29 protein-coding genes are annotated in these 24013 nt (G+C 66.6%); 21 read left to right on the forward strand and 8 right to left on the reverse strand.

Features of this window, described 5'->3' with window-relative positions:
• Positions 1–16: 16 nt before the first annotated feature.
• The 5 genes from AC07M1_RS18880 (at position 17) to AC07M1_RS18900 (ending at position 3280) form a co-directional block, all read left to right on the forward strand.
• Positions 17–547, forward strand: coding sequence for a hypothetical protein (locus AC07M1_RS18880; protein ID WP_495164189.1), 531 nt, complete (start codon positions 17–19; stop codon positions 545–547).
• Between the two features lie 92 nt (positions 548–639).
• The gene (locus AC07M1_RS18885; RefSeq protein WP_495164190.1) at positions 640–912 is read left to right on the forward strand and encodes a hypothetical protein; all 273 of its coding nucleotides are present in this window, start codon (positions 640–642) and stop codon (positions 910–912) included.
• 71 nt (positions 913–983) lie between these two features.
• Positions 984–2609, forward strand: coding sequence for a DNA polymerase III subunit gamma/tau (locus tag AC07M1_RS18890; protein ID WP_495164191.1), 1626 nt, complete (start codon positions 984–986; stop codon positions 2607–2609).
• Positions 2606–2929, forward strand: a complete 324-nt coding sequence (locus tag AC07M1_RS18895) for a YbaB/EbfC family nucleoid-associated protein (protein WP_495164192.1) — start codon at positions 2606–2608, stop codon at positions 2927–2929. Before AC07M1_RS18890 ends, AC07M1_RS18895 begins: the two co-directional genes overlap by 4 nt.
• A 72-nt stretch (positions 2930–3001) precedes the next feature.
• Positions 3002–3280, forward strand: a complete 279-nt coding sequence (locus AC07M1_RS18900) for a hypothetical protein (protein WP_495164193.1) — start codon at positions 3002–3004, stop codon at positions 3278–3280.
• A gap of 85 nt (positions 3281–3365) precedes the next feature.
• Here AC07M1_RS18900 and mtgA read toward each other — a convergent pair whose 3' ends face one another.
• The 3 genes from mtgA to AC07M1_RS18915 all read right to left on the reverse strand — a co-directional run bounded on the left by mtgA (position 3366) and on the right by AC07M1_RS18915 (position 6035).
• The gene (mtgA, locus tag AC07M1_RS18905) at positions 3366–4073 is read right to left on the reverse strand and encodes a monofunctional biosynthetic peptidoglycan transglycosylase (RefSeq protein ID WP_495164194.1); all 708 of its coding nucleotides are present in this window, start codon (positions 4071–4073) and stop codon (positions 3366–3368) included.
• A 21-nt stretch (positions 4074–4094) separates the two neighbouring features.
• Complete coding sequence (rpoH, locus tag AC07M1_RS18910; RefSeq protein ID WP_495164195.1) at positions 4095–5000, reverse strand: RNA polymerase sigma factor RpoH; 906 nt, start codon at positions 4998–5000, stop codon at positions 4095–4097.
• A gap of 81 nt (positions 5001–5081) precedes the next feature.
• Complete coding sequence (locus tag AC07M1_RS18915) at positions 5082–6035, reverse strand: RluA family pseudouridine synthase (RefSeq protein ID WP_495164196.1); 954 nt, start codon at positions 6033–6035, stop codon at positions 5082–5084.
• An 18-nt stretch (positions 6036–6053) separates the two neighbouring features.
• On the opposite strand from AC07M1_RS18915, the gene AC07M1_RS18920 reads away from it, so the two are divergent.
• Positions 6054–6458, forward strand: a complete 405-nt coding sequence (locus AC07M1_RS18920) for a M67 family metallopeptidase (protein WP_495164197.1) — start codon at positions 6054–6056, stop codon at positions 6456–6458.
• Here the strand turns inward: AC07M1_RS18920 and AC07M1_RS18925 are convergent.
• Positions 6455–6862 carry a group III truncated hemoglobin gene (locus tag AC07M1_RS18925; RefSeq protein WP_495164198.1) on the reverse strand — a complete coding sequence of 136 codons (408 nt, stop codon included), beginning with the start codon at positions 6860–6862 and terminating at the stop codon, positions 6455–6457. The two genes, AC07M1_RS18920 and AC07M1_RS18925, sit on opposite strands and share 4 nt — an antisense overlap.
• Before the next feature lie 179 nt (positions 6863–7041).
• On the opposite strand from AC07M1_RS18925, the gene AC07M1_RS18930 reads away from it, so the two are divergent.
• The gene (locus tag AC07M1_RS18930) at positions 7042–7422 is read left to right on the forward strand and encodes an iron chaperone (RefSeq protein ID WP_495164199.1); all 381 of its coding nucleotides are present in this window, start codon (positions 7042–7044) and stop codon (positions 7420–7422) included.
• Between the two features lie 54 nt (positions 7423–7476).
• Entirely contained in the window at positions 7477–7623 is a 147-nt protein-coding gene (locus tag AC07M1_RS18935; RefSeq protein ID WP_495164200.1) for a lmo0937 family membrane protein, read from the forward strand.
• A 21-nt stretch (positions 7624–7644) separates the two neighbouring features.
• On the opposite strand, the gene AC07M1_RS18940 is transcribed toward AC07M1_RS18935, so the two are convergent.
• Entirely contained in the window at positions 7645–8406 is a 762-nt protein-coding gene (locus AC07M1_RS18940; RefSeq protein ID WP_495164201.1) for an SDR family oxidoreductase, read from the reverse strand.
• 85 nt (positions 8407–8491) lie between these two features.
• Between AC07M1_RS18940 and AC07M1_RS18945 the strand changes: the two genes are divergently transcribed.
• Positions 8492–8881: a winged helix-turn-helix transcriptional regulator gene (locus AC07M1_RS18945; RefSeq protein ID WP_495164202.1), complete on the forward strand. Its 390-nt coding sequence runs from the start codon at positions 8492–8494 to the stop codon at positions 8879–8881.
• Positions 8882–8885: 4 nt separating this feature from the next.
• Here the strand turns inward: AC07M1_RS18945 and AC07M1_RS18950 are convergent, their stop codons facing one another.
• A complete protein-coding gene (locus AC07M1_RS18950; protein WP_495164203.1) occupies positions 8886–10151 on the reverse strand; it encodes a serine hydrolase domain-containing protein in 1266 nt (421 codons plus the stop codon).
• Positions 10152–10283: 132 nt separating this feature from the next.
• Here AC07M1_RS18950 and AC07M1_RS18955 point away from each other — a divergent pair, with 132 nt between their 5' ends.
• From AC07M1_RS18955 to AC07M1_RS18995, 9 genes are all read left to right on the forward strand, one after another.
• Positions 10284–10928, forward strand: coding sequence for a histidine phosphotransferase family protein (locus AC07M1_RS18955; protein ID WP_495164204.1), 645 nt, complete (start codon positions 10284–10286; stop codon positions 10926–10928).
• A 91-nt stretch (positions 10929–11019) separates the two neighbouring features.
• A complete protein-coding gene (locus tag AC07M1_RS18960; RefSeq protein ID WP_495164205.1) occupies positions 11020–13323 on the forward strand; it encodes a chemotaxis protein CheA in 2304 nt (767 codons plus the stop codon).
• Positions 13323–13751 carry a chemotaxis protein CheW gene (locus AC07M1_RS18965; RefSeq protein WP_495164206.1) on the forward strand — a complete coding sequence of 143 codons (429 nt, stop codon included), beginning with the start codon at positions 13323–13325 and terminating at the stop codon, positions 13749–13751. Before AC07M1_RS18960 ends, AC07M1_RS18965 begins: the two co-directional genes overlap by 1 nt.
• 76 nt (positions 13752–13827) lie before the next feature.
• Positions 13828–14193 carry a response regulator gene (locus AC07M1_RS18970; protein ID WP_495164207.1) on the forward strand — a complete coding sequence of 122 codons (366 nt, stop codon included), beginning with the start codon at positions 13828–13830 and terminating at the stop codon, positions 14191–14193.
• An 11-nt stretch (positions 14194–14204) separates the two neighbouring features.
• On the forward strand, positions 14205–15266 hold the full coding sequence (locus tag AC07M1_RS18975; RefSeq protein WP_495164208.1) for a chemotaxis protein CheB: 1062 nt from the start codon (positions 14205–14207) through the stop codon (positions 15264–15266).
• Positions 15266–16129, forward strand: coding sequence for a CheR family methyltransferase (locus AC07M1_RS18980; RefSeq protein WP_495164209.1), 864 nt, complete (start codon positions 15266–15268; stop codon positions 16127–16129). Before AC07M1_RS18975 ends, AC07M1_RS18980 begins: the two co-directional genes overlap by 1 nt.
• 75 nt (positions 16130–16204) lie before the next feature.
• Complete coding sequence (locus tag AC07M1_RS18985) at positions 16205–16915, forward strand: N-acetylmuramoyl-L-alanine amidase (RefSeq protein ID WP_495164210.1); 711 nt, start codon at positions 16205–16207, stop codon at positions 16913–16915.
• Complete coding sequence (locus AC07M1_RS18990; protein ID WP_495164211.1) at positions 16915–18330, forward strand: NAD(P)H-hydrate dehydratase; 1416 nt, start codon at positions 16915–16917, stop codon at positions 18328–18330. The genes AC07M1_RS18985 and AC07M1_RS18990 overlap by 1 nt, the downstream gene beginning before the upstream one ends.
• Complete coding sequence (locus AC07M1_RS18995; RefSeq protein ID WP_495164212.1) at positions 18327–19523, forward strand: class I SAM-dependent RNA methyltransferase; 1197 nt, start codon at positions 18327–18329, stop codon at positions 19521–19523. Before AC07M1_RS18990 ends, AC07M1_RS18995 begins: the two co-directional genes overlap by 4 nt.
• Before the next feature lie 9 nt (positions 19524–19532).
• Here AC07M1_RS18995 and truA read toward each other — a convergent pair whose 3' ends face one another.
• Both truA and fmt read right to left on the reverse strand, forming a co-directional pair.
• Positions 19533–20273 (reverse strand): tRNA pseudouridine(38-40) synthase TruA, encoded by a 741-nt coding sequence (gene truA, locus AC07M1_RS19000; protein ID WP_495164213.1) that lies wholly within the window; start codon positions 20271–20273, stop codon positions 19533–19535.
• Positions 20270–21175, reverse strand: coding sequence for a methionyl-tRNA formyltransferase (gene fmt, locus AC07M1_RS19005; protein WP_495164214.1), 906 nt, complete (start codon positions 21173–21175; stop codon positions 20270–20272). The genes truA and fmt overlap by 4 nt, the downstream gene beginning before the upstream one ends.
• A 75-nt stretch (positions 21176–21250) precedes the next feature.
• On the opposite strand from fmt, the gene recR reads away from it, so the two are divergent.
• The 3 genes from recR (at position 21251) to AC07M1_RS19020 (ending at position 23970) form a co-directional block, all read left to right on the forward strand.
• A complete protein-coding gene (gene recR / locus AC07M1_RS19010) occupies positions 21251–21847 on the forward strand; it encodes a recombination mediator RecR (protein ID WP_495164215.1) in 597 nt (198 codons plus the stop codon).
• A gap of 43 nt (positions 21848–21890) precedes the next feature.
• On the forward strand, positions 21891–22418 hold the full coding sequence (gene def / locus AC07M1_RS19015) for a peptide deformylase (RefSeq protein ID WP_495164216.1): 528 nt from the start codon (positions 21891–21893) through the stop codon (positions 22416–22418).
• Between the two features lie 160 nt (positions 22419–22578).
• A complete protein-coding gene (locus tag AC07M1_RS19020) occupies positions 22579–23970 on the forward strand; it encodes a DNA recombination protein RmuC (protein ID WP_495164217.1) in 1392 nt (463 codons plus the stop codon).
• The last annotated feature ends 43 nt before the right edge of the window (positions 23971–24013 follow it).

Genomic DNA, 24013 nt, shown 5'->3' on the forward strand with positions numbered 1-24013 from the left:
GGCAAAGTCGCGCGGCATGACCGTCAGCTACGCCCCGCTCGCCGCCACGCTCGACCGTGAGGTCGACTGGTTCACCCGCGTCCTCGGGGAGCATATGCGCCGGGTGGGAGAGGGCGATGCCGCCGGGCCGGTGGTCAGCTTGCCCCCGCCCGCGTTCCGCGACCCCTGTGCGTACGGCGCGGTGGTGACGGCGCACCACCTCGGTTGGCGCGAACGATTGAGCCTCATCCTCGCGCTGCTGCCCTGGGTACGGCCCGAGGCGCTCGATCCGCTGCTGCTGCAGAATCAGGCGACCGGCCGGCCCTTCACCGAATTCGGCGGCGGCTTCGTTCCGGGGCGCGGCTTCGTGCCGACGCGGCAGACGGCGCTGTTCCTGTTCGCGGGCGACAATTCGGTCCGCCGCGCGCGCTCGATGGCGATGTTCGCGGTGGATGGCAGGCTGGTCGAGGCGCGGCTGCTCGCGCGGCAGGCCGATGATTACGCGCCGTGGATGCCGCTCGACCCGCATCCGCAGCTGATCGAACGGCTGTTCCGCGCGCCGGACTGATGCGGATGGGCAGCGCCTCTTGCCAGCGCGGCGAAAACGCGACAGCCTCGCGCCGCCGCTGTGAAGTCGGCGCCTATCGGGAGGGGAGTTCTATGGGTTCGATTGCACGGATGATGGCCGCCACCGCGATCGCGGCACTGGCGGCGGCGCCTCTGGCTGCGCAGACGGGCGCGCCCGGCGCTGCGGGGGAGAAGGAGAAGAAGATCTGCAAGGCGGAGCTCTCCACCGGCTCGCTGGTCGCGCGCAAGAAGATCTGCAAGACCCGCGCGCAATGGGACGCGGAGCGGCGTGAGGCGCAGGCGGCGGCGACGCAGATGCAGGAACCGCGTACCAGCTGTGGCGCGACCGACCCCGGCATCTGCTGAGCGCTGAATCTGCGGTTCCGCCGCATCGGGGCATGGCGGATTGCGGATCGGATCGCTAGGTTGCGCTCCGCATGTCCGACTCCTTCGATCTTGGCGAACCGCCCCAAAGCCCTGCCCATTCGCGTGACGCCGCCTATCGCGTCCTCGCGCGTAAATATCGCCCGAAGACCTTCGCCCAGCTCATCGGGCAGGACGCGATGGTGCAGACGCTGGGGAACGCGATTCGGCGCGATCGGCTGGCCCATGCCTTCCTGCTGACCGGGGTACGCGGGGTCGGCAAGACCTCGACCGCGCGGCTGATCGCCAAGGCGCTCAACTGCATCGGCCCGGACGGGCAGGGCGGCCCGACGATCGACCCTTGCGGCGTGTGCGAGCCGTGCCGCGCGATCGGCGAGGGGCGGCACGTCGACGTGATCGAGATCGACGCCGCCTCGCACAACGGCATCGACGATGTCCGCCAGATGACCGACGCGGTCCGCTACGCGGCGGTGTCGGCGCGGTACAAGATGTACATCATCGACGAAGTCCACATGATGTCCAAGCCCGCGTTCAACGCGTTGCTCAAGACGCTCGAGGAGCCGCCCGCGCATGTGAAGTTCCTGCTGGCGACGACGGAGGTGGACAAGGTCCCGGTGACCGTCCTCTCGCGCTGCCAGCGCTTCGACCTGCGCCGCATCCCGGCCGAGAAGCTCGCGGCGCATTTCGCCGAGGTGGTCGCGGCCGAAGGCGTGGAAGCGGAGCCCGAGGCGCTGGCGATGATCGCCCGCGCTGCGGAAGGTTCGGCCCGCGACGGCCTGTCGATCCTCGACCAGGCGATCGCCCATGCGGGGATCGAGGGTGGCGCGGTCAACGCCGAAGCGGTCCGCTCGATGCTCGGCCTGTCGGACCGTAACGCGATCCGCTCGCTGTTCGGCCTGGTGATCGCCGGCGACGGCCCGGGCGCGCTGGCTGCGCTGCGCGACCAGTACGACCTTGGGGTCGATCCGCAGGCGGTGCTGAAGGCGCTGCTCGAGACCGTCCATCGCGTGACGCTGTCGAAGCTCGGCAACGAAGCGATTCCCGGGCAGGCGATCGAGGAAACCGCGGCGCTGACCGAATGGGCGGGCAAGCTCGGCTTCCCCGCCCTCCATCGACTCTGGCAGCTGCTGCTCAAGGGGCATGACGAGGTGATCCGCGCCGCGCTGCCGATCGAAGCGTGCGAGATGGCGCTGCTGCGCGTGATCCATGCCTCGACCCTGCCTGACCCGGGCGAACTGGCCCGCAAGATCGCCGATGGCCTGCCCGTTGGTGCCGCGCCGGTTGCGGCGCCTTCCGGCCCGGCCGAACCGCCGGCGCCGCGCGACCTGGCCGAGGCTCTGGAACGGCTCGAGGCGGCGCATGAGCATCACGTCGCCGCCCGGGCGCGCAACCTCATCCGTGTTGTCGCGTTCAATGCGCCGGTGATCGAGGTCAGCAGTCACGGGCTGCCCGCCGATCTGGTGAGTGATTTCGAGCAGACGCTCCGCCGCGTCCTTGGCAAGCGCTGGTCGCTGCGGGTTATCGACGCACCCGGCGCGGAGACACTCGCCGAGGTCAAGGGTGCCGAAGCGGCGGCCGAGCGGGACGCGGTGCTGCGTTCACCCGTCGTCGCGGCAGCATTTGAAGTATTTCCCGATGCCGAGTTGATCGGCTGGACCCCAATTCGGAGGACCGCATGAAGAGTATCGAAGACATCATGGCCATGGCGCAGAACGTCCAGGACGAGCTGACCAAGGCCCAGGCCAATCTCGACGGTATCGAGGTCGAGGGCGTTTCCGGCGGCGGTCTGATCAAGGTCAAGGCCAGCGCCAAGGGCCGTATCATCGGCGTCGACATCGACGAATCGCTGCTCGCGCCGAGCGAGAAGCAGATGCTGGAGGATCTGATCGCCGCCGCGCTCAACGACGCGCGGGCCAAGGCGGACGCCGCCGCGCAAGGCGAAATGTCGAAGCTTTCCAGCGGCATCCCGCTTCCGCCGGGGTTCAAGCTGCCGTTCTGAACATTTCACAATGGGAACAATCGCTTCGCAGCAACCGTTGGTGCCGCCATCTGAGCTATTCGGAGATACGATATGAGCGATGATGACCGGAGCGAAGCGACCCGCGTCGAAACGCCGACCCATACCACCACCATTATCGAACGTCGCGGTGGCGGCGGCGGGCTGATCCTGGGCATCATCGCCCTGGCGATCGTGGTGGTCGGCGCCTTCTTCTTCCTCAGCAAGAATGGCGGTCAGACCAAGACGGACGCCGCGATTACCGAAGCCGCCAAGAAGGTGGGCGAGGGGGCGGAGAAGGTTGGCGACACGGCCGAGAAGGCGGGGCAGCGGATCGAGAATTCGGTTCAATAACCGGTTCGAGCTACCTGACGATTTGAAAGAGCGTCAGGCCGGTGTTTCAGATCGACGATGCGTAGGAAAACGATTTCTGCACCGCCTAGCGAAGGCAGGCGTCCAGCCCGTCATTCTGCACCACGGCGATCCGCGCCGAAATCGAATTGCCGTAACGGCGGGTGAAGCCCTTCGGAGCGACGCCCGCCCTTTTCTTGGGCAGCGGCAGCACCGCGGCGATCCTTGCCGCCTCGGCGCGGGTCATCTTCGCCGCGCTATGCCCGAAATAGCGCTGCGACCCCGCCTCGACGCCATAGGTGCCGATCCCGGTCTCCGCGACGTTGAGATAGACTTCCATGATCCGCTTCTTGGGCCAGATCAGCTCGATCAGGACCGTGAACCAGGCTTCCAGCCCCTTCCGAAAGAAGCCGCCGCCTTGCCACAGGAAGACGTTCTTCGCGGTCTGTTGGCTGATCGTCGATCCGCCGCGCAATACTTTGCCGCCCTTGGCATTACGGTACATCGCCGCGGCGATCGCGTCGTAATCGAAGCCGCTGTGCGAGCAGAAGGACGAATCCTCAGCCGCGATCGCCGCGCGCGCCATGTCCGGGTCGATCCGGCTAAGCGGCGTCCATTGTTTGGAAATGCTGCGGCCTGAAGCCAGATCTCCCGCCATCGTCAGCGTGAAGGGCGGGGGCACGAAGCGGAAGATCAGCACCAGCAGCAGCGAGCCGCCGACGAACGCCAACAAGGCCTTGCCGGCCCATATGACGAGCCGACGGCCCCATCGCCGCTTACCGGTTACTGCCGCCAATGCCGCCCCCCAGCCGCGCCGTCAGCCGACGGCGAGCAGGCGCCGGTCGCCGGCCAACCGCATCATCGCCTTCTGCAGCTTCTCGAACGCGCGCACCTCGATCTGGCGGACGCGTTCGCGCGACACGCCATAGACCTGGGAGAGCTCTTCCAACGTCTTGGGATCGTCGGTCAGACGGCGCTCGGTCAGGATGTGCTGCTCACGCTCGTTGAGCTCGTCCATCGCCTCGGTCAGCATGGTGTGGCGGACATCCGCCTCCTGAGCTTCGGCAACGACCTCGTCCTGCAGCGCGCCGTCGTCCTGTAGCCAGTCCTGCCACTGACCCTCGCCATCCTCGCGCATCGGCACATTGAGCGACGTGTCGCCGCCCATCGCCATGCGGCGGTTCATCGAGGTGACCTCTTCCTCGGTCACGCCGAGATCCTTGGCGATCTTGGCGAGATGTTCGGGGGACAGGTCGCCATCCTCGAACGCGTCGAGCTTGGCCTTCATCCGGCGCAGGTTGAAGAACAGCTTCTTCTGCGCGGCGGTGGTGCCCATCTTCACGAGCGACCAGCTGCGCAGGATGAATTCCTGAATCGAGGCACGGATCCACCACATCGCATAGGTGGCGAGGCGGAAGCCGCGATCGGCCTCGAACTTCTTCACGCCCTGCATCAGGCCGATATTGCCCTCGGAGATCAGCTCGGACACCGGCAGGCCATAGCCGCGGTAGCCCATCGCGATCTTCGCAACGAGACGCAAATGGCTGGTCACGAGCTGCGCCGCAGCATCGGGATCGCCATGTTCTTCAAAGCGCTTAGCGAGCATATATTCCTGCTCGGGCGCCAGGATCGGAAACTTCTTGATCTCGGCCAGATAGCGGTTGAGGCTCTGCTCACCGCCGAGTGCGGGGATCGTCGCCGGGACGTTGCTTCCGCTTGCCATGATCTACTTACTCCCTTTTGTGCGTCCTCCCTGAAGCGGCAAGGACAGTGTGCGACCCTCCGAAGACGGGTCAGTGAAAACCTATACGACGAGCTGGCGGAACAGTTCCTCCATGTCGGGCGGCATTTGGCTTTCAAAGGCCAAAGCCCGGCTATCTATGGGGTGGATAAACCCCAAATGGGCCGCATGTAAGGCCTGACGATGGAAACCCAAGGTTTCCAACAGCTCACGATGTTCTTTTTTCGTTCTGCCATACACCGGATCCCCGATCAAGGGGTGGCCGATCGATGCCATGTGCACGCGCACCTGATGCGTGCGTCCGGTTTCCAGGCGACATTCGACCAGTGCCGCCTCGTGAAGTTGACGAAGTTGACACATTTGCCAATGTGTCACGGCGCGCTTGCCGCCGGCGACGATCGCCATCTTCTTGCGGTTCTGCGGCGAACGCGCGAGCGGCGCGTCGATCGTGCCACCTCCAGTCTTGGGCCGTCCCGAGACGATCGCCTTGTAGCGGCGGTCGATCGAATGCGCCTTGAACTGGCGGGCAAGGCCGACATGCGCGCGGTCGGTCTTGGCCGCGACCATCAGGCCCGACGTGTCCTTGTCGATGCGATGGACAATCCCCGGCCGCGCCACGCCGCCAATCCCCGATAGACTACCCTGGCAATGGTGGAGCAGCGCGTTCACCAGCGTGCCGTCGAAATTGCCGGCGGCGGGGTGGACGACGAGGCCGGCCTGCTTGTCGATGACGATCAGATGCTCGTCCTCGAACACCACATTGAGGTCGATGTCCTGCGGCTCGTTATGCGCAGCCGCGGGTTCGGGAACGTCGATGCGAAACAGCGCGCCGCCCGGCGCCTTCTTCTTGGGGTCGCGCACCTGGCCTTCGGGGCCGGTGACGTTGCCGGTGGAGATCAGCGCCTTGATGCGCTCACGCGACAGCGTGGGCAGGGCATCCGCCAAAGCCCGGTCGAGACGCCAGCCATTGGCCGCGTCCGCAATCCGCGCTTCTAGTGTGGAAACCCCCGGACTCATTGTCCTACAGAGATGGGAATGAGGGTCCGGATTTCAAGGTGTGTTGTCGAGCTAATTCAGCGCGCTGCCGCGGAAGCGGCGCCGCGGGAAGCGTGCGGCCTGTTGTTCGGCGAAGATGACCTGATCGATGTGGCTAGCGTCGAGGCGAATGTCGCCGTGAACCCACTTACCCATTTCGAGATCGATCCGACGGCGCTGTTCGCCGCGATCCGAGCCGAGCGGGCGGGTGGGCCGCGTGTCGCGGGCTATTGGCACTCGCATCCGTCGGGCGATGCCCAGCCCTCGGAGACCGACGCGGCGATGGCTGCGCCCGATGGTAAGCTTTGGCTGATCGTGGCTGACCAGGAGGTTCGCGGCTGGTGTGCGGTAGTGGACGGGCCGCGTCATGGCCGGTTCGAAGCAATCGAACTTGACCCCGATTAGGTTGTCGCCCCGCGCTCGGGCAGGCGGAAGAACAACGCCAGTTGCAGGCTCTCGGCGATGCGCCGAGCCTTGTCCTGCAATGCCGCCGCAGCTTCAGGGACCATCAGCGCGTCGCTCGTCTCATCCCACAGCGCCAGCCAGCGGTCGAACAGTTCCGGGCTGATCCGCTCGGCGTGCTTATGATGGGCGGGCACCGGCCTGCCCTTATAGCGGCCGGTGGTGAGCATCACCGACGACCAGAAGTCGGTGAGCAGATCGAGATGCTGGGGCCAGTCATGGATCGCATCGTTGAAGACCGGGCCAAGGTCCGCATCCGCGCGGACGCGGGAATAGAATTGCCCGACCAGCTCGCGCAGGCTGTTCTCGTCGATTTCCAGGCGTCCGCCGACCAAGTCTCCGCTCATGCTGCGCATCTATGAACACGCCTGGCCGGGTTCAATTGGACAAAGCGTCCGGGTCTCGTGGACCGTGCAGCCTGTCGAAAGCGTCCATCGCTTCGTCGAACCCGCAGCGGGAAGGGGCTTGCGGGCAGGGGGGCGCGCGACGATCGTCCGGCACCTGATCGATCGACGGGAGCAGGATCTTGGCCAAGACCGATTTCAAGACCGTGGACGAGTATATCGCCACCTTTGAGGGCGAAGATGCCGTCGGGCTGCAGTCGATCCGCAAGGCGATCCTGGCCGCAGTGCCCGAGGCTGAGGAGCGGATCAGCTACCAGATCCCGGCTTTCCATCATCACGGATGGGTTTTCTACTTCTCCGCCTATTCGAAGCACTTCAACCTGTCGTGCCCGCCGCCGAGCGCTGCATTCGAGACGTTCAAGGACGAACTGGCCGAGTACAAGATGACCAAGTCGGCGGTGCAACTGCCCAAGAACAAGCCGCTGCCGCTCGACCTGATCGCGCGCATGGCGAAGGTGCAGGCCATGGCAAACGCCGAGCGTGAGCCTAAGAAGACCAAATAGCGCGGAACATTCGACGGCCGATCTTGTTACTCCTTTGTAACAAAAGGATTTGCCATGCTTTGGACCATTGCCGTCGTCATTCTGATCCTCTGGCTGCTGGGCTTTTCGCTCAACATCGCCGGTGGCCTCATCCACCTGCTGTTGGTCGTCGCGCTGGTCGTGGTCGTCGTGCAGTTCCTGCAGGGGCGGCGCGGGGTGTGAAGTCCGCGCCGCGGCGACGGGTCAGTGCCCGTCGCCCGTCGCCAGTTCGGTGATCGCTACCAGCGCCGCGTCGAACCGGCCCTCGATTTCCGCGTTGCGCAGGAACTTGACGCGCTCGACCAGAACTTCGCGCGGCGTCGGGGTCTGACCGAGCAGCGCGAATACCTCGTCCGCAAATTCTTCGAGCGGCTGATAGCCGGCTCGGCTGCGCTGGCCCGGTGTCAGGTCGGTCTGCGTTGCGGGCGGTGCCAGCTCGATCACTTCCACCTGTCCGGACAGCGCGTCGCGCAGCGAGACGGTGTAGCTGTGGATTGCTGCCTTGGTTGCGCTGTAGGTAGCGGCAGCGGGTAGCGGGACGAAGGTGAGGCCCGAGGTCACGTTGACGATCGCAGCGTCCGCTTGCACCTTCAGATGGTCGACCAGCGCGTTGGTCAGCCGGATCGGGCCGAGCAGGTTGGTCGTGATCATGGCTTCGGTGGCGCCAAGATCGCGGCGGCTGTCGATATCCTCATGCTGCATGACGCCGGCATTGTTGAACAGGATGTTGAGCGACGGGTGTGCGGCGACCAACTCGCGCGCGAACGCTTCGATCGCTTCGGGGCTGTCGATATCCAGCACCATCGCGTGCAGGTTCGGCCAGCCGGCGATCGTCGCTTCCAGCGCGTCGCGGCGGCGGCCCGCGACGATCACGGTGTTGCCGGCATCGTGGAACCGGTGTGCCAGCGCGGCGCCGATGCCCGATCCGCCGCCGGTGATGAGGATGGTGTTGCCGTTGCGCGTCATGGGGATGCCTCCTGGATTGGAGGCGGCGATCTAGGGCGCCGCTACCCACTGGAAAGAAGGCACCCGAAAGATTTATACGCACCTGATGGAGAGTAATGCGAAATCCTGCGAATGGCATGCCGCCGACCCGCGCGTCGATGCCCTGGTCAACGAGCTGATAGGCAATGTCGCCGACAAATGGACGATGATCCTACTCGAGACGTTGGAGCAGCATGGCGAGCTGCGCTTCACGCAGCTTTCGAAGCTGGTGCCGCAGATCAGCCAGAAGATGCTCACTCAGACGCTGCGGCGAATGGAACGCGACGGGATGGTCACGCGCACCGTCCATGCGGTGGTGCCGCCGCGCGTCGATTACCGGCTGACCCCGGTCGGCGAGAGCCTGGGCGAGGCGTTTTGCGGCGTCTGGCTGTGGGCGGAGGCCAATCTGGAAACAGTCCTCGCGTCGCGCGCCGGCTTCGACACGCGCTGCACCTGATGCGTCAGTCGCCCGGCGGCCCCAGATAGTCCGCGCCGTACACCGCCTTGCGGATATCGGTGTGGAGCGTGCCGTCGAACGGGATGGTCTGGACGAAGAACACCGCAGCCACGCGGTTCGCTGGGTCGATCCAGAACAGGGTCGATGCCATCCCGTCCCAGAAGAATTCGCCCACCGCGCCCCGGTTGCGCTCCGGCTTGTCCGGGCGCGCGGTGCGAACGGCGAAGTCGAAGCCGAACCCGCCGTCGATCTTGCCCATCAACCACTCGCGTTCCTTGACCGCAGGATCGAGCTGATCGGTCGCCATCAGCCGGATCGTCGCGGGCTTCAGGATACGCGCCCCATCCAGCTCACCGCCGTTCAGCAGCATCCGGGCGAAGCGCATATAATCGTCGATCGGCGCGACGATGCCCGCGCCGCCCATCGTCAGCTTGGCGCCGGGGAAGTTCATGCGCTGAGTCTGCGCATCGGGCTGGCGGACCAGCTTGCCGTCCTGCTTCACATAGGTCGCGGCAAGGCGGGGGAGGCGGTCCATCGGCTGGTGCCATGCCGCTTCGCGCATCTTGAGCGGCTCGAAGATGTGCGTGCGGACATAGTCGGCGAATTTCACGCCTGAGAGGCGCTCGACCAGCAGTGCCTGCACGTCCACCGCCGCGCTGTAATGCCATTCGGTGCCGGGTTCCGACAGCAACGGCACCTTGGCCAGGCGACGTCCGAATTCGGCAAGGTCATTGTCCAGGTTGAGTGGATCAGCGGTGGCGAATGCCTGCTGCGCCGCAGTCGGCCCACCGCCATAGGCGAAGCCGGCGGTGTGGCGCAGCACGTCGCGGATCGTGATCGGGCGGCTGGCGGAGCGCCACACCGGCTTTCCGTCCTTGTCCGTCCCGTCCTGCACCAGCGGGTTGGCGAATTCGGGCAGATAGCGGGCCAGCGGGTCGTCGAGCCGGAACTTGCCCTGTTCCCACAATTGCATCAGCGCGACGCCGGTGACTGGCTTGGTCATCGACCAGATCTGGACCAGCGTATCCCGGCGGAATGGACGATTGCCCTCGCGATCGGCAAGGCCACGCTCGCCATAATAGACCTCGCGCCCGTCCTTCCACACCAGCGCCGACACGCCCGCCGCGCGGCCGTCGGCGACCATCGTCGCGAGCATCCGGTCGATCCGTGACGTGTCGATGCGCAGCGTCTCCGTGGTCGCCGGACGTTCCTGAGCCATCGCCGGCATCGGCGCCGCCGTGACCAGCGCCATCCCAGTCAACGCTGTCATCATCGTTCGCCGCATTATCCGCTCCACCTGTTTCGGGCGAGGCTATCGGGGTTCGGGGCGGGATGAAAGATCGTTCGCTTGCGGCATGGCTGCTGCTGCGCCAAAGAGTTACCCAAATTGCCGGAGCATCACGTGACCATCTCGCCCACCGATTTTGCCAGCCTGCTTTGCTCGCGTCTCTGCCACGACCTGCTGAGTCCGGTGGGCGCGCTCAATAACGGGCTGGAATTGCTGGCGGACGAGAATGATCCGGAGATGCGCGCGCGCTGCCTGGAATTGCTGGCGGAGAGCGCGCGGGCGAGCGCGAACAAGCTCAAATTCTTCCGGCTGGCCTTTGGCGCGGCCGGCGGGTTCGGCGATACCGTCGATACGCGTGAGGCACAGGCGGCGATCGAGGGATTGTTCGGCGACAATCACCGCGTGTCGATCGGCTGGATGGTCGAGGATCCGGTGCTGCCCAAGCAGGTGATCAAGGTGCTGCTCAACCTCGCGCTGATCGGTGGCGATGCGCTGGTGCGCGGTGGCCAGCTCGATATCGGCGCGGAGGCGCGCGACGGCACGGTCGAAATCGTGGTGCGCGCCGACGGCCCGCGCATCGTGCTCGACCAGGAGCTGCGCGGCGCGCTGACCGGCGACACCGGCGATTCCCCGGTCACCCCGCGCGCGGCGGCGGCCTATCTGGTCCACCAGCTCGTCGCGCAGGGCGGCGGTGGCCTTCAGGTTTCGCCACCGGACGCGCCGGTGCTGCTGTTCGGGGCGGCGTTCAAGCTGGCCTGAAGCACGTTCGCGCGGGTCAAAATTCCGTGCAGTGACTAACCCCGTCTTAACCCCCTCGCGGCCATGACCGGCGCGTATGTGTGGGGGCATCGTGGACGACCTGCTGCAAGAATTCATCGCGGAGACGCGAGAGACGCTGGAAGCGCTGTCGGGCGAGATCGTCGCCTGGGAGGCGAATCCGGGCGATCGCGCGCGTCTCGACGCCATCTTCCGCTTCGTCCACACGGTGAAGGGAAGTTGCGGGTTCCTCGATCTGCCACGCCTTGCGCGCCTGAGTCATGCGGCTGAGGATGTGCTGGCGGCGGTTCGCGCCGGTGAGCGCGCGCCCGATCGCGCGCTGGTCAACGCCGTGCTCGCGGTGGTGGACCGGATCGGCGAACTGGTCGAAGCGATCGACGCTGGCGCCGCGCTCGACGACACCGGTGAGGATCTGCTGATCGCGGCGCTCGCCGAAGGCTCCGAAGAAGTCGTGCAAGTGGCGGCTCCGACGGCACAGCGTGCGGCGGCGCGTAGCGTGCGCCTCAACGTCGATCTGCTCGACCGGATGATGAGCGGCATGTCCGACATGGTGCTCGCCCGCAACGAGCTGTCGCGCCGATTGCGCAACGCCGAGGTCGATCCGCAGGTCGAGGCCGCGCTCGAGCGGATGTCCGCGACCGTCGCCGATCTGCGCGACACCGTCACCCGGACGCGGATGCAGAAGATCGATGCGCTTTTCTCCGCATTGCCGCGGATGGTCCGCGATACCGCCGCGAGCCTCGGCAAGTCGGTGAACCTCCAGATCGACGGTGCCGAGGTCGAGCTCGACCGCGAGATGATCGAGGTGCTGCGCGATCCGCTGGTCCACATCATCCGAAATTCGATCGATCACGGTATCGAATCGCCCGAAGGCCGCCGTGCCGCGGGCAAGCGCGAATATGGTCGCCTCAGCGTCGCCGCGCGCCAGTCGGGCAACCAGATTGTGGTCGAGGTCGCCGATGATGGCCGCGGCATCGACACCGAAAGGCTGATCCGCAAGCTCGCCGATTCGGGCCGCGACGAGCGCGCGCTGCGTTCGCTCAGCGACCGCGCCAAGCAGGAACTGGTGTTCGAACCGGGCCTGTCGAGCAAGGACGAGGTTTCCGAGATTTCGGGCCGCGGCGTCGGCATGGATGTGGTCCGCGCCGCGATCGAGCAGATTGGCGGCCGCGTCGATCTCGACAGCCAGCCGGGCAAGGGGCTGCGCATCCTGATTCGCGTACCGCTGACGCTTTCGATCATCCCGACGATCGTCGTCGCGGCGGCTGGCCAGCGCTTCGCGGTGCCGCGTCAGGCGATCGAGGAGATCGTCAGCGAATCGAACGAATCGATCCGCGTCGACCGCATCGGCAGTGCCGAGGTGGTCACGGTCCGCGACCGACGGCTTCCACTGGTGGAATTGTCGCGAGTGCTGGAGATCGAAGGCAATGTCTGTTCGATGCACCGGATGCTGGCGATCGTCAGCGTCGGTGAGGGCAGCTTTGCGCTGCGCGTCGACGATGTCCTCGACAATGAAGAGCTTGTGATCAAGCCCGCGGCGCCCGCGATCATGGCGACGGGACTCTACGCCGGTCAGACACTGCCCGACAGCGGTCGCCCGATGCTGTTGCTGGATTGCGGCGGGATCGCGCGCGATGCCGGGCTCCAGTTCATCCACGACGTGCTCGCCGAAGAGGCGGACGAAAGCGACGAAGTCGAGACTCCCGGCGTCCAGGCGCTGGTCTTCATCGATCTGGACGGCACGCGGCGTGCCGTGCCGCTGGGCGTGGTCGATCGGATCGAACAGGTGGATGGCGACGCCATTCGTCACTCGGCCGGGCGGCTACGTCTGACCATCGATGGCCGGATCATTCCGCTCGCGGCGCGCGCGGAAGTCGCGGGCGCGGCGGTCCGATCGATCCTGCGCCTCAAGGACGGTATGAGCGAGATCGGCTATGTCATTGCCGAAGCCGCGGACATCGTGACGCTGCCGGCTGAGATCGTCGCCGCCGGCGCCCCCGGCCCGATTGCCGGCGCGGTGCTGATCGATGACGAGCCTGTCGAACTGCTCGACCCGCATTGGCTGTTCGCCGAACATAGCGAGGATGGCGCGGATATCGACGCCGCGCCCCTCTGCCTGCTGACGGGCGGCGAAGACGGCTGGATGCGCACCTTCGTCCAGCCGATGCTCGAAACCGCGGGCTATCGCGTCACGCTCGATGCCGGTGCGTCGGCCGATGTGGTGCTGACACTCGACGGCCCTGCGGACACGCATGCGGCGCGGGCACCGGTCGTTCGCCTGCGCAGCAAGCGCGGGTGCGAGGGCGACGGAAGCATCTGGCGTTATGATCGCGACGCGCTGCTCGGCGCGCTCGCCAGCGTTGCACGGGGGAAATGATGGACCGGTTGTTCCTGATCGCGCACGTCGCGGGCCAGGCGGTGGCGATCGGCGCCGACCAGGTCGAATCGGTGGTGGATATCGGTACGATCGTCGCGGTGCCCCGCGCGGGCGGCCATGTCCGTGGCCTTGCCGCGCTGCGCAGCCGCGTCGTGACGGTGATCGACACCGTCGCCGCACTGGGCATGACCGGCGGGCAAGATGCCAGCCGCGCGGTGATCACCCGCGTCGATGGTCATCATTATGCATTGCTCGTCGACGCGCTCGACGATGTCGCGCCGTTCGTCCTTCAGCCGCTCGCCTCTGGCGTGCCGCTGTCCGAAGCATGGCAGCGTGCCGGGATCGGGCTGGTCGAGCGGGACGGCGAACCGATCCTGGCGATCGATCTGACCGCTTTGGTGCCGGCTTCACCTGCTCAAGCTGCGTGAATTGGCATTAACGTGGTGCTTACATCTTTCAGGCACAACTGCCGGTGAACGCGCCAAAATCCGGGAACGGCCCAACATGAAGACCTGCCTCGTCGTCGATGATTCCAAGGTGATCCGCAAAGTCGCGCGTCATATCCTCGAAACCATGAATTTCGAGGTGCGCGAGGCTGGCGATGGCCGCGAGGCGCTCGACGCCTGTCTCGACGCGGTTCCCGATGTCGTCCTGCTCGACTGGAACATGCCGGTGATGAGCGGGATGGATTTCCTGCGCGCGCTCAAGGACAGCGGCATCCCGTCCAAGCCCAAGGTCGTGTTCTGCACGACCGAGAATGGCATGGCCTATATCCGCGCCGCGATCGAAGCGGGCGCCGACGAATATGTGATGAAGCCGTTCGACCGCGAGACGCTCGAGAGCAAGCTCCAGATCGTCGGCGTCGCCTGAGGGCCGCTGATATGGCTAGAACCTCTACCGCGGCCGGCTCATCGCCGGACCGCGATGGCGGCAGCGTCCGCGTCCTGATCGTCGATGATTCGGTGGTCGCCCGCGCCGTGCTCGGCCGGATGGTCGAGGGGATGGAGCGCTTCCGCATCGTCGGCTCGGTTAGCGATGTGGCCAGCGCACTGGCGTTCCTTGCCACCAACCGCGCCGATGTGATCCTGCTCGACCTCGAGATGCCTGGTATCCACGGCCTCACCGCGCTGCCCGATCTGGTGACGGCGGGGCAGGGGGCCAAGGTGCTGGTGGTGTCCTCCGCCGCCGATGACGGCGCCGCCGCGGCGGTTCAGGCACTGGCGCTTGGCGCGGCGGACACGCTGGTAAAGCCGGGCGTCGGCAACTTCGCCGGGCGCTTCGCCGCCGTTCTCGAAGACCGGTTGCGGCGTCTGTTCAGCGCGGACGACGTCCGAACCTCGGTCTCGGCCCATGCCGATCATGCGCCGGGCGAGTTCGATATCGTCGCAGTGGGCGCATCCACGGGCGGTATCCACGCGCTCAGCCAGATGTTGCGCGCGATCCCGCAATCTTTCCAGCCGCCGATCCTGGTCACCCAGCATCTGCCGGCATCATTCATGAGCTATTTCGCGGCGCAGCTTGCCGTGCTCGCCGGGCGCCCGTGCGAGGTCGCGGTCGACCATATGCGCGTGCGGCCGGGCCGCATGCTGGTCGCGCCGGGCGACGCGCATCTGCGTATCGTCCGCGCTGGCGAGGGCTATTACGCCGTCCGCCTGTCGCATGAGCCGGTGGCCAGCGGGTGCATGCCATCGGTCGATCCGATGCTCGATTCGATTGCCGACCTGTTCGGCGGGCGCGGTCTGGGGGTCGTCCTGTCGGGCATGGGTCGCGACGGTGCTGTGGGGGCTCAGCGCCTGATTGATTCGGGGGGCAGCGTGATCGTGCAGGACAAAGCGAGTTCGGTGGTGTGGGGCATGCCCGGTGCGATCGCCGAAAGTGCGGCAGCCGTGCTTCCTCCTGACGAAATCGGCCGGATGATCGCCAGTCTGCGGAGGCCCGGCTGATGGCGGCGCTTCCCCAGGCCTTCGCCTCGAGCGGCGCGATGCATGTAATCGGTTCGCTGCTCGAACAACGGACCGGGCAGCAGATCGCCGCCAATCGCGCCTGGCGCGTCGAAACGGTGCTGAAGCCGGTACTGCGCGCCAACGATCTCGATACGCTCGATCAACTGATCGGCCGCCTCGCCGGCGACCGCAACGGGCCACTTGCCGATGCGGTGGTCGATGCGCTGCTCAACCACGAAACCTCCTTTTTCCGCGACGCGGCTGTGCTCGATCTGGTGATCGAGGCGGCGCACGCGCTTCAGGCCGAGACGCCGGGCCGGCGCCTGCGCATCTGGTCGGCTGGGTGTTCGTTGGGGCAGGAACCCTATTCGCTGGCGATGCTGTTCGAGGAAGCGGCGATCACGCGGGGTATGATGATGCCGGAGATCGTCGCCACCGACGTCTCCGCCGCCGCGCTGGTGCGTGCACGTGCCGGTCGCTTCTCACAGTTCGAGATCCAGCGCGGACTGCCCGTGCGCCGCATGGTGAGCTGGTTCGACAGTGTCGATGGCGAATGGGTGGTCCGGCCCGAATTGTCGCGTCGCGTCCAGTTTCGTCAGCACAATTTGGCGAAGGACCCGGCGCCGCTGGGCAAGTTCGACATTGTCCTCTGCCGCAACGTTCTCCTCTACTTCGCGGCCGATGTCCGGACCCGCGTGTTCCGCACGCTGCGGACCGCGACCCGCGATGGCGGGCTGTTGGTGCTGGGCGCCGGGGAGACGGTGATCGGCCAGACCGACGCGTTCCGCCCGAGCGATCAGTTCCGCGGGCTCTACCTTGCCGCGGACGCCCGCGTCGCGCCATTCCGGGCGGCCGCGCGCTGAGTCGACGCCGGTTTCGGTGCAGCGGCGTTCGGTGCGGCTTGCGTTTCGGCGCGCGCCGCCGCATCCCTCACAGCGATGAAGCAGGACGGGACTGAACTCGAGTGGATTGATGCGCCGTCGCCCAATTTCGACGCGCGCGCGCTGCCGGTCAGCATCATCGTACTCCACTATACCGGGATGCAGAGCGCCGAAGAGGCGATTGCGCGCCTGCGCGACCCGGAGGCGAAGGTGTCCAGCCACTGGCTGGTCGCCGAGGACGGGCAGATCGTCCGTCTGGTCGATGAAGCCAATCGCGCCTGGCACGCCGGCAAATCGCGCTGGCGCGGCGTCACCGACATCAACTCAGCCTCGGTCGGGATCGAGATCGCCAATCCCGGCCATGAATTCGGCTATCGCCCGTTCCCGGACGAGCAGATCGAATCGGTGATCCGCCTGACCGCGGCGATCAAGAATCGCTACACTATCACCCGCGGCAATGTGGTCGGCCATTCCGACATCGCCCCCGCGCGCAAACAGGATCCGGGCGAGCTGTTTCCCTGGGGCAAGCTTGCGCGCCTGCGCCTGGCTTTGCCGCGCCCCACCAAGAATTTGATGGATCCCGGTTGGACCGATGCCGGCTTCCTGCTCGCGCTCGAACGTTTCGGCTACGAGGTGACCGACGGTCTCGCCGCAACCGTCGCGTTCCAGCGCCGCTTCCGGCCCGAACTGGTCGACGGTACGATCGATGCCGAGTGCCGGATGATCCTGCTCGCGCTTCTCCTGCCCAAGCCCCAGGGCGACGAGTGATGCCCGGCCGCGCCGTTGCGGGCGCGCCGATCCTGACCGCAGCGCAGATGCGTGCAGCCGAGGATCGGGCAATCGCCGCTGGCGCCAGCGTCACGTCATTGATGGAGCGCGCAGGGACTGGGGTCGCCGAATGGGTGCATCGCCTGGCCGCTGGCGCACCCGTGCTGATCCTGTGCGGCCCCGGCAATAATGGCGGTGACGGCTATGTCGCGGCGCGTGTGCTGGCGAACCGGGGTATTGAGGTCCGCGTCGTCGCGTTGGGCCAACCGCGAAGCGAGGCTGCCGTGGACGCGCGCAAGGGCTGGACCGGCCCGGTCGAAGCCTTCCCCGGCGACGCGCAGGGCCATGCGCCTGTCATCGTCGACGCGCTGTTCGGTACAGGCCTGTCGCGCCCGCTCGATGCGTCGGCAGCGAATGCGATCGAGGCACTGGCTGCTCGAGCGCGCCTGTCGATCGCGGTTGATCTGCCAAGTGGCCTGGAAACCGACACCGGCAATGATTTCGGCCAGCAGTTGGCGGCATTCGATGTGACGCTGGCGCTCGGGGCGCTCAAGCCCGCGCATCTGCTGCAGCCTGCTGCCGCGCTTTGCGGTGTCGTACGCACCGTCGATCTCGGGCTGCCGCAAGACGACCTTCTGGCGAAAACAGACGTTCGAACGCTCCCCTTGCCGCAAATCGCCAAGCCCGGAGCGGCTTCGCACAAATATAGTCGCGGCATGGTCGCTGTGGTTTCCGGCCGCATGCATGGCGCGTCGGAACTGGCAGGATTGGCCGCCTATCGTGCGGGCGCGGGCTATGTCCTGCTCCTCACCGGAGGCCTGCCGCATCCGCCGCACGCGATCGTGCGCCAGCGCTGGAGTCCGGAGGCACTCGACGACAAGCGCATCGGTGCCGTCGTGATTGGACCCGGCCTCGGCCGCGACGACCGCGCTCGGGAAAAACTGGAAAACGCGCTAGCGACCGCGCATCCGCTGGTGATCGACGGCGACGCGCTTCATCTGCTCGATCTCGATCGGCTTCAGGCGCGGACAGCCCCTACCATATTGACCCCGCACGCGGGCGAGTTCGCTGCGCTGTTCGGCGCAGGCGAGGGGAGCAAGATCGCCCGCACGCAGGACGCCGCGCGCCGCAGCAGCGCCGTGGTCGTGTTCAAGGGCGCCGACACCGTGATCGCGGCTCCAGATGGGTCCGCCAATGTCGCGCTGCCCGCCAGTCCGTGGCTATCGGTTGCAGGAACGGGCGATGTTCTGGCAGGGGCGATCGCCACCATGCTTGCCCAGAATCCCGCCACTCCGCTCGACGCCGCGTCCACCGGCGTCTGGCTTCATGCCGAGGCCACGCGCCTGCTCGGCCGTTGCTTCCTCGCCGACGAACTGGCCGACACGCTTCCCTTCGTTCTGGAGCGTGCACTGTGAGCGATGACACGACCATCGTCCGCATCGCCGCGCGCGGCGACGGCGTCACCGCTGACGGTCGCCACGCCGCCCTTGCCGCGCCGGGCGACACGCTTCTCGCCGACGGCACGCTCAAGCCCGGCCCGCGTCACCAGGCGCCGCCTTGCCGCCATTTCCCCGAATGCGGCGGCTGTCAGCTCCAGCATCTCGACGACCGCGCTTATGCCGAATTCCTCACCGCGCGCATCGCCGGCGCATTGATGCAGCAAGGGGTGGAAGCGGAGATCCGCGCGCCCATGCTCTCGCCGCCGCGCACCCGCCGCCGCGCCACACTCCATGCCGAGCGGCGCGGGCGGCAGGTGCATCTGGGCTTCACCGAACAGTCGAGCCATCGGCTGATCGATCTCCAGCAATGCGAGATCCTCGATCCGAGCCTGTTCGCACTGCTCCAGCCGCTGCGTGGTCTGTTGGCAGCGCACCTCCCAGCCAATCGCCGCGTCAACGTCCATCTGGCGCTCACCGACCAGGGGCCGGACGTGCTGGTCGACGGCCTCGTCACCGACAGCCTGAGCGCGATCGAGGCGGTGACGAGCTTCGCCCAGCGCCACGGTCTTGCGCGCCTGTCGGTCGACGATGGCCTCGGCCCCGAGCCGCGCTGGGAGCCCGAGCCGGTAACGGTGACGTTCAGCGGCGTGCCCGTCACGTTCCCGGCCGCCAGCTTCCTTCAGGCAACCCCGGAGGGCGAGGCCGCCTTGGTGGCCGCCGCCCGTGAAGCGATTGGCGGCGCAAAGGCGGTCGCCGACCTGTTCGCGGGTCTCGGTACCTTCGCGCTGGCGGTCGATCCGGGCGTGAAGGTCTATGCCGGGGAAGGCGCACGCGAAGCGATCCTGTCGCTCAAGGCCGCCGCGGGCCGCGCCCAGCGCGCGGTCTTCGCCGAGCACCGCGACCTGTTCCGCCGCCCACTGGTACCCAAGGAGCTCGACCTGTTCGACGCGGTGATCCTTGATCCCCCGCGCGCCGGGGCGAAGGAGCAGGTCGAACAACTGGCGGCGTCAAAGGTGCCGGTGATTGCCTATGTATCCTGCAATCCCAGTACCTTCGCCCGTGATGCGAAGACTTTGATTGAGGGTGGCTACCGGCTCGACTGGGTGCTCCCGGTCGGCCAGTTCCGCTGGTCGACGCACGCCGAGCTGGCCGCGCGCTTCAGCCGCTAAGGCCAGAATTCAGGGATAGTCGGCCCGCACGAAATACAGCCCGTCGGGCGGCGCATTCAACCCCAGCGCCGCGCGGTCCTTCGCCTCCAGCGCGTCGCGCAGGTCGTCCGCGCGCCACTGCCCGCGCCCGACCATCGACAGGCACCCGACCATCGACCGCACCTGATGATGCAGGAACGAGCGGGCGGAAGCGTACACGCTGATCTCGTCGCCTTCGCGCACCACGTCGAGCCGGTCGAGCGTCTTGAGCGCGCTCGCCGACTGGCAATGCGCGGAACGGAAGGTCGTGAAGTCATGCAGCCCCACCAGCATCTGCGCCGCCTCGTGCATCGCCGCCGTGTCCAGCTCGGCGGGCACTCGCCACTTCAGCCCCTTGTCGAAGGTCAGCGGCGCGCGGCGATTGACGATCCGGTACACATAATGTCGCGCAGTGCACGAGAAGCGCGCATGCCAGTCATCGGCTACCGCCTCGCACGCCAGGATCGCCACCGGCACGTTGCGTAGATGCGCATTGAGCGCCTCCATCAGCCGGAACGGCGCCAGATCCTTTTCGATCTCGGTATGGGCACGCATCCCAAGGGCATGGACGCCCGCATCGGTACGCCCTGCGGCGTGGACCAGCGCATCCTCGCCGGTGATGCCGTGCAGTGCGTCCTCGATTGCCTGCTGCACGCTCGGCCCATGGTCCTGATACTGCCAGCCCATGAACGGCCGGCCGTCATATTCCACGGTAAGCGCGAAGCGGGTCAAAGCTGCGTTCCCACGGGGATGGGAAAGCCGTTGAGCAACTCGGCGGTAGTCATGACGCCACGCCCAGCGCGCTGGACGCTAGTCGGGCGGATTGTCCCCTTGGCACAGGCGATCGTCAGTCCGTCATCCAGTACGGCACCTGCCGCGCCGTTCCCTTCGACTGTTTCGGCCGCCAGCACGCGCACCCGCTCGCCGGCGACCTCGAAGAACGCCCCCGGCGGATTGAACGCCAGCACCTGCCGCACCACCGCTTCGGCATCTTGCCCGAAATCCAGCCGGGCTTCGGCCTTGTCGATCTTGGAGGCATAGGTCACCCCATCCTCGGCCTGCATCACCACCGGATAGGCGTCCGGATCGGCCAGCACCTGAACCATCAGCCGCGCGCCCATCGCCGCCAGCTCGTCGGTCAGCGCGCCCGCGGTCTTGCCCGCGACCGGTGTCCGCCCCTCCAGACGGATCGGCCCGGTGTCCAGCCCGGCTTCCATCTGCATGATCCCGACCCCGGTCTCTTCATCCCCGGCCAGGATCGCCCGCTGGATCGGCGCCGCGCCGCGCCAGCGCGGGAGGAGCGAAGCGTGGACGTTCATGCAGCCCAGTCGCGGTGCCTCCAGCACGCTCACCGGCAGGATCAGGCCATAGGCCGCAACCACCGCGACATCGGCGTCCAGCGCCGCGAACGCCGCGACCGCATCTGGGTCCTTCTTGAACGATAGCGGCGTGCACACCTCGATCCCCAGTGCCTCGGCGCGCGCGTGGACGGGGGAGGGGGTCAGCGCCTTGCCACGCCGTCCGCCGGCGCGCGGCGGTTGGCTGTACGCCGCCACGACGTCGTGCCCCGCCTCGACCAGCGCGTCGAGCGTCGGCACCGCAAATTCCGGGGTTCCCATGAAGATGATCCGCATCCGGCGCCTCTAGCCGCAATCGATGCCGCTGCGCCATCCTTCCATTCCGCAACGCGAACGGTTAGGGAACATCGCATGGCCTCGCCCGAGATCGAAACCCTCACCCAAGCCCTGTCGCGTCTGCCCGGCCTTGGCCCACGTTCGGCGCGGCGCGCGGTGCTGCACCTACTCAAGAAGCGCGAAACCGCGCTCGATCCGCTGCTCGCCGCACTCACCGCGGTCAGCCAGCGCCTTGCCACCTGTTCGACCTGTGGCAACGTCGACACCTCGGACCCGTGCGCGATCTGCGCCGATCCGCGCCGCGATACGCGCCAGCTCTGCGTGGTCGAGGAGGTTGCCGATCTCTGGGCGCTCGAACGCTCGCGCCTCTTCCCTGGTCGCTTCCATGTACTTGGCGGCAAGCTCTCCGCGCTCGACGGCGTCCGGCCGGAGGATCTCGCGATCGACAGTCTGATCGCCCGCGTCGCCGCGGGCGGGATCGACGAGGTGGTATTGGCGATGAACGCCACGCTCGAAGGCCAGACCACCGCCCATTACATCGCCGAGCGGCTGGAGGGGCGTCCCGTACGCCTCACCCAGCTCGCCCATGGCCTGCCCGTCGGCGGCGAGCTCGACTATCTCGACGAAGGCACGCTCGCCCAGGCGCTCCGTGCGCGGCGACCGGTCGCCTGATCCTTGCCTTGAAGCCTGACCCAGGTGGAGCTAAATTACCTCAATGGCTATTCTACCGATCCTCGAAGTTCCCGATCCCCGCCTCAAGCTGGTGTCCACCCCCGTCGACAAGGTCGATGACGAATTGCGCGCGCTGATCGCCGACATGTTCGAGACGATGTACGACGCCCCGGGCATCGGCCTGGCCGCGATCCAGGTCGGCGTGCCCAAGCGACTGGTCGTCATGGACCTGCAGGAGGAAGAGGACGAGGACGGCAAGCCGATCCGCCAGCCGCGCGTGTTCGTGAACCCGGAGATTCTCGATCCGTCGGCGGACCAGAACACCTATTCCGAGGGCTGCCTGTCCGTCCCCGATCAGTTCGCCGATGTCGACCGTCCGGCCACCTGTCGGGTCAAATGGCTGGACGAGAATGGCAAGGCGCATGACGAGGTCTTCACCGGCCTTCTCGCGACCTGTATCCAGCATGAGATGGACCATCTCGAGGGCATCGTCTTCCTCGATCACCTCTCGCGCCTCAAGCGTGAGATGATCATGCGGAAGCTTACCAAGGCCCGCAAAGCGGCGGCCTGAGGCGTCGGCGCGGCGCGTGGTTAACCGCCGCCGCGTTTAGCGCTGTCCTACAATGATTGTTCGGTCTATGTTCCTCGCTTGCCGCGGGGAGGCGGCCGCTTGTCACCTCCGCGCGAAACATGTGTTTTGTGTCAACTTTGTCAATTTCGCGTGAGGGAATGTGACGCTCGAATTCGCTCTGGCCCTGATCCTCGCATTGCTCGTCGGTGGGGCCGCCGGCTGGTTCATCGCCAATCGCCGCCTCGCCGAGATCCGCGCCGAGCGCGACAAGCGCGAAGCCGATTTCAAGGCGGCGATCATCGACCTTGCCGGTGCGGAGGAGCGGCTGCGCGAACTCCCCGAACTGCGTGACCAGCTCGGCGGCATCCGGGACGAGCGCGACATCGCTCGGCTGGAACTGACCGAGCTGCGTACCAAGGCCGGGGCGTTCGAGGAGCGGCTGGAGGAATTCAAGGGCGCGCGCGAGTTGATGGCGGGGCAGTTCCGCGAACTTGCGGGACAGATGCTCAACCAGACGCAGGAAGCGTTCCTCAAGCGCGCCGAAGACCGCTTCAAACAATCCGAGACCGTCGCCGGCCAGAACCTCAAGGCGCTGCTCCAGCCGGTCAACGATAGGCTCCAGCGCTACGAGGAAGGCGTGGCCAAGGTCGAGGCCGAACGTCGCGACGCGTTCGGCGAGCTCAAGGGCCAGATCGAGCAGATGCGGATCGGGCAGGAGCGTGTGAGCAGCGAGGCGGCCAAGCTCGTCAACTCGCTCCGCAACGCCCCCAAGTCGCGCGGCCGATGGGGCGAACAGCAGCTCAAGAACGTGCTCGAGACCTGCGGCCTGTCCGAACACACCGATTTCGAAACCGAAGTCAGCGTCGCGCAGGAAGAGGGCGGGCGCCTTCGTCCTGACGCCATCGTCCGCGTGCCCGGCGGCAAGGCGCTGGTGATCGACGCGAAGGTGTCGCTCAATGCCTATCAGGACGCGTTCGGCGCGGTCGAGGAAAGCGAGCGCCTGGCAGGGCTTGCCCAGCACGCCGCCGCGATGAAGGCGCATGTCAACGCGCTTGGCAACAAGGCGTATTGGACCCAGTTCGACGAAGCGCCCGACTATGTCATCATGTTCGTCCCCGGCGAGCACTTCCTCTCGGCCGCGCTCGAGCACGACCACAGCCTGTGGGATTTCGCGTTCGAGAAGCGCGTCCTGCTCGCGACCCCGACCAATCTGATCGCCATCGCCCGCACCGTCGCCGCCGTGTGGCGGCAGGAGAAGATGGCGAAGGAGGCGCGCCAGATCGGCGAACTCGGCAAGGAACTCTACGATCGGCTGGCCAAGGCGATGGGCGATCTGCGTCTCGTCGGCAGCGGCCTCAACAGCGCGGTCAAGAACTTCAATACCTTTGCGAGCAGCCTGGAGACCCGCGCGTTGGTTTCCGCGCGGAAGCTCAAGGAACTGAACGTCGAGACCGGCGCGCGTGAGATCGAGTCGGTCGCCGCGGTCGAACTTCTCGCCAGCCATGCCGAAACGTCCGATGCCGAGGAGCCTCCCGCGCAGGCTGCGGAATAGGTCGCAAGCATCTCTTTACGTTGATTTCCCGTGCGGGTGCCGG

The sequence above is a fragment of the Sphingomonas sp. GW821-FHT10C01 genome, from assembly GCF_059415525.1.

Coding starts and splice junctions, on each gene's coding strand:
- AC07M1_RS18880 (WP_495164189.1), top strand. CDS start 17: ATGACCGTCAGCTACGCCCCGCTCGCCGCCACGCTCGACCGTGAGGTC.
- AC07M1_RS18885 (WP_495164190.1), top strand. CDS start 640: ATGGGTTCGATTGCACGGATGATGGCCGCCACCGCGATCGCGGCACTG.
- AC07M1_RS18890 (WP_495164191.1), top strand. CDS start 984: ATGTCCGACTCCTTCGATCTTGGCGAACCGCCCCAAAGCCCTGCCCAT.
- AC07M1_RS18895 (WP_495164192.1), top strand. CDS start 2,606: ATGAAGAGTATCGAAGACATCATGGCCATGGCGCAGAACGTCCAGGAC.
- AC07M1_RS18900 (WP_495164193.1), top strand. CDS start 3,002: ATGAGCGATGATGACCGGAGCGAAGCGACCCGCGTCGAAACGCCGACC.
- rpoH (WP_495164195.1), bottom strand. CDS start 5,000: ATGGCAAGCGGAAGCAACGTCCCGGCGACGATCCCCGCACTCGGCGGT.
- AC07M1_RS18915 (WP_495164196.1), bottom strand. CDS start 6,035: ATGAGTCCGGGGGTTTCCACACTAGAAGCGCGGATTGCGGACGCGGCC.
- AC07M1_RS18920 (WP_495164197.1), top strand. CDS start 6,054: ATGAGGGTCCGGATTTCAAGGTGTGTTGTCGAGCTAATTCAGCGCGCT.
- AC07M1_RS18925 (WP_495164198.1), bottom strand. CDS start 6,862: ATGAGCGGAGACTTGGTCGGCGGACGCCTGGAAATCGACGAGAACAGC.
- AC07M1_RS18935 (WP_495164200.1), top strand. CDS start 7,477: ATGCTTTGGACCATTGCCGTCGTCATTCTGATCCTCTGGCTGCTGGGC.
- AC07M1_RS18940 (WP_495164201.1), bottom strand. CDS start 8,406: ATGACGCGCAACGGCAACACCATCCTCATCACCGGCGGCGGATCGGGC.
- AC07M1_RS18945 (WP_495164202.1), top strand. CDS start 8,492: ATGGAGAGTAATGCGAAATCCTGCGAATGGCATGCCGCCGACCCGCGC.
- AC07M1_RS18950 (WP_495164203.1), bottom strand. CDS start 10,151: ATGACAGCGTTGACTGGGATGGCGCTGGTCACGGCGGCGCCGATGCCG.
- AC07M1_RS18965 (WP_495164206.1), top strand. CDS start 13,323: ATGGACCGGTTGTTCCTGATCGCGCACGTCGCGGGCCAGGCGGTGGCG.
- AC07M1_RS18970 (WP_495164207.1), top strand. CDS start 13,828: ATGAAGACCTGCCTCGTCGTCGATGATTCCAAGGTGATCCGCAAAGTC.
- AC07M1_RS18975 (WP_495164208.1), top strand. CDS start 14,205: ATGGCTAGAACCTCTACCGCGGCCGGCTCATCGCCGGACCGCGATGGC.
- AC07M1_RS18980 (WP_495164209.1), top strand. CDS start 15,266: ATGGCGGCGCTTCCCCAGGCCTTCGCCTCGAGCGGCGCGATGCATGTA.
- AC07M1_RS18985 (WP_495164210.1), top strand. CDS start 16,205: ATGAAGCAGGACGGGACTGAACTCGAGTGGATTGATGCGCCGTCGCCC.
- AC07M1_RS18990 (WP_495164211.1), top strand. CDS start 16,915: ATGCCCGGCCGCGCCGTTGCGGGCGCGCCGATCCTGACCGCAGCGCAG.
- fmt (WP_495164214.1), bottom strand. CDS start 21,175: ATGCGGATCATCTTCATGGGAACCCCGGAATTTGCGGTGCCGACGCTC.
- recR (WP_495164215.1), top strand. CDS start 21,251: ATGGCCTCGCCCGAGATCGAAACCCTCACCCAAGCCCTGTCGCGTCTG.
- def (WP_495164216.1), top strand. CDS start 21,891: ATGGCTATTCTACCGATCCTCGAAGTTCCCGATCCCCGCCTCAAGCTG.